The organism is Pirellulales bacterium (genome assembly GCA_035939775.1).
GTDB lineage: Bacteria > Planctomycetota > Planctomycetia > Pirellulales > DATAWG01 > DASZFO01.
Genome location: DASZFO010000144.1, coordinates 1 through 3,107, shown reverse-complemented (window position 1 = coordinate 3,107; position 3,107 = coordinate 1). Strand labels below are relative to the sequence as shown.

Annotated in this window: 2 protein-coding genes; one reads left to right on the top strand and one right to left on the bottom strand. The window is 60.3% G+C overall.

The window, feature by feature from the left end; all coding sequences use genetic code 11:
- The first annotated feature begins 843 nt into the window (after positions 1-843).
- Positions 844-2,565, top strand: coding sequence for a C2 family cysteine protease (locus VGY55_09535; protein ID HEV2970220.1), 1,722 nt, complete (start codon positions 844-846; stop codon positions 2,563-2,565).
- 163 nt (positions 2,566-2,728) lie between these two features.
- Here VGY55_09535 and VGY55_09530 read toward each other — a convergent pair.
- On the bottom strand, positions 2,729-3,107 hold a 379-nt coding region (locus VGY55_09530), incomplete at its 5' end, for a flotillin-like FloA family protein (GenBank protein ID HEV2970219.1).

The window sequence follows — 3,107 nt, the reverse complement described above, 5'->3', positions numbered from 1 at the left end:
GGTATTCCGCCACGTCGGTTTACTCTTCAACAAGCTCCCCGCCACGGCGGGTCGCCGTTCGCTTAGTCTTCCGAATGCATTCGCTAACCGGCCAACGTAATCCCTTTCTTCGCGTAAAACAAGTGCGTTGTCGAGAATCTTCTTGAGTTCACGATATCGCTCTCTCTGCGGTGCAGCGTGCTTCGGCAAGTCAGGGCGCCGTCGTTGGAATGAATCTCACGGGCATCAGCCAGCGCATTTCGATCGAGCGGCAAGCGGTCGGGCGGTGACCGCCGCAAGAAGAAGGATCAGGCGAGGGATCAGATCCGTCGCGAGGCCCGCGTTATTCCGGATTCCAATCGAGACACCGGTTATCTCCTGATTGACCGCTCGGCTCGATTAAAGTGATCGCGCCGAGCCTGCCGCGAACATGGCGATAGGTCTCGAGTCTGCTCCGCCAATTCCAGGGGCAGCGCCGAATGCAAGTGCGGTTTTCTGGCCGATAGACGCGACGTCTCGCCACCCTTCCACGCAGCCTGCATGGCCCATTATGAATCGGTTCGACGCGATCATCCAAAAAACTTCGCCACCCGCTGTAACACCGGGCGAGTTTCTACGCTGATAAAGTTGGACGCATTCAACAGCCAATAACGCCTAACCCCACGAATAGCCATGAAACGCTTGCCCAAAAACTCTCGGCGTTCTACGCCTCGCATCCCTTCACGGCGCAGCCGCACGCTGCGCTTCGAGCAAGTCGAAGACCGCCGTCTGTTTACCGTTAGCCCACTCCAAGGAATTGTGTTCACTGGGCCTGGCGTATTCACTCAGCCTCCGCCGGGTCCAATGGCCGAGGGGAGCATCAACATGGATTCGGCAGGCGTCGTCACCATCGAGGCCAGTCCCACGCACGACGACACCGTCAACATCTACATCAACCATCGAGCTGGCAACGGCGCGGGCAATTTGCCCGATTTGCTCACCGTATCGCTCGCGAATATCAACACTCCGCAAGTTGCGGCCTTCGATCCGACAACCGTCACGAAGATCATTTTCCACGGGTTCGGCGGCAACGATTTCGTCGACAACCGCACGTCTATTTCGATGGTCGCCTACGGCGGCACCGGGAACGACACCTTCTTCGGCGGCTCCGGAACCGACATGCTCATCGGCGGCTCGGGCAATAACTACCTCGACAGCCGCACCGGCAGCTCCATGCTCTTTGGCGGCCCCGGCACCAACGAGCTGTTTGGCGACGACGGCGTCACTTCGCTCTATGGCGGCAGCGGCACCAACTATATCTTCGGCGGCAACGGCCACGATTATCTGTACGCTGGGACCGGCGGCGCGAACTGGCTCTATGGCGAAGGGGGACACAATTCGTTGATTCGTAAGTCGGCCGCGGACCATATCTTTGCCCATTGGGGTCCGGCCACGCCGATCTCCAACAACGGCGTGCAAGGCTTCGACTTCTTCGACCACTACTTAAGAGATCCCATGGTTCGCTCCGAGGCCCGTTACGATTACTTCCGCGACAACAGCCTGACTCGCAACGATATGCTGGGGATTTACACCCAGATCGAGACCAACGGCGTGTTCAGCGTGCTCCCCAACTATGGCACGGTAAGCCTCAATAATATTTCCGACATGAAGGTATTGCTCTGGGGCAGTCTGGCCGAGCCCAACGCGGTTCGCTATCTGGGCAACAAAGTCGTGTTCGGCGACCCTGCCAACGCGCACTACCAAGACGCTCCGCTGGGCAACCTTGTTGCCGGCAATCCGGGCGACCATTTGGCGAAGCTCGTCGACAAGTGGTTCGAAGGGGGCGACATGCCGTGGATTGGCGCCGGAGATAACATCCAATACCAGTCCGTTAGCGGCAACCTGTTCGGCGCCAATGGCCCCAGCTACACCGACGTTGCTCAGGGCGCGGCGGGGGATTGCTACCTGATCGCTGCTCTAGGCGAAGTGGCTCAACACTCGCCGCAGACCATCGTCAATATGTTCACCGACAACGGCGATGGCACGTTCACCGTCGAGTTCTATCACAACCGCGCGGCGGTCTACGTCACCGTCAATCGCGAGCTGCCGGTGAATGGCAACTATGCTTATTTCGCCGACTGGGGCGCCGGGCCCTACACGGCCTCCTACAACACGCTCTGGGTGGCGCTGGCTGAAAAGGCTTACGCCCAATTGGATGAGTCAGGCTGGATGGGCCACGGCGGCACCAATAGCTACACCGCCATCGGCGGCGGCGGCTATTCGTCCGACGCATTCTCCCAGCTTACCGGCGCGTCGGCGTCAAACACCAAAGTAGTGAACTGGCTCGGCCAATCGTCGCAGAGCGATTTCTGGAAAGCCTTCAACCAACACAAGGCGATGACCCTGGGATCGAAGAACAGCGGGACGAACAGTTTCATCGTGACCCGCCACTTCTACATGGTGATCGGTTACGATTCCGCAACGCAGTCCTACGAGTTGTACAATCCCTGGGGCTACGATACCGACGCGGCGCATCCGGCGGTCGTGGAGGAAACCTGGGCGATGATCCGCCACGATTTCGACTACTGGACCTCCGCGACCGTGTAAGGGCAGTCAATCGGACCCCTGGTCAGGGAGTTCCGACGAGATCGGACACGGCCGCATCCTCAGACACCGGGCCGTCGCTCGGCTGCAGATCCAACGGCAGCGCGAGTGTTCGATCCCGGCGCGTCTACGTGGACGTGAGGCTGCCTGAACAGGTCGGCAGCGGCTATTTCTGGCTGGGCGCGCCGTTTCCGCCTTGCGCACCGCCGGCGGCTCCGCTGTGCAGGTAGAAATTGCCTTCGCGGAACGCCTGCGCCATGGCCAGCGGGACTTCAGCCTCGGCCATGATCACCCGAGCGCGATTTTCCGAGACGAGGGCCTTCATCTCCTGCTCACGTGAGATCGCAAATGCCCGCCGCTCCTCGGCCTTGGCCCGGGCGACGCGCATGTCGGCCTCGGCCTGGTCCGCTTGCAAGCGAGCGCCGATGTTCTCGCCGACCTCGATGTCGGCAATGTCGATCGAGACGATTTCAAACGCCGTGTGCGCATCCAGCCCGCGCTGCAGCACGGCCTTCGAGATCGAATCGGGATTCTCCATCACGAGG

What these genes read in the sequence shown, in the direction of transcription:
- VGY55_09535 (HEV2970220.1), top strand. Translation starts at nt 844, where the DNA reads ATGGATTCGGCAGGCGTCGTCACCATCGAGGCCAGTCCCACGCACGAC.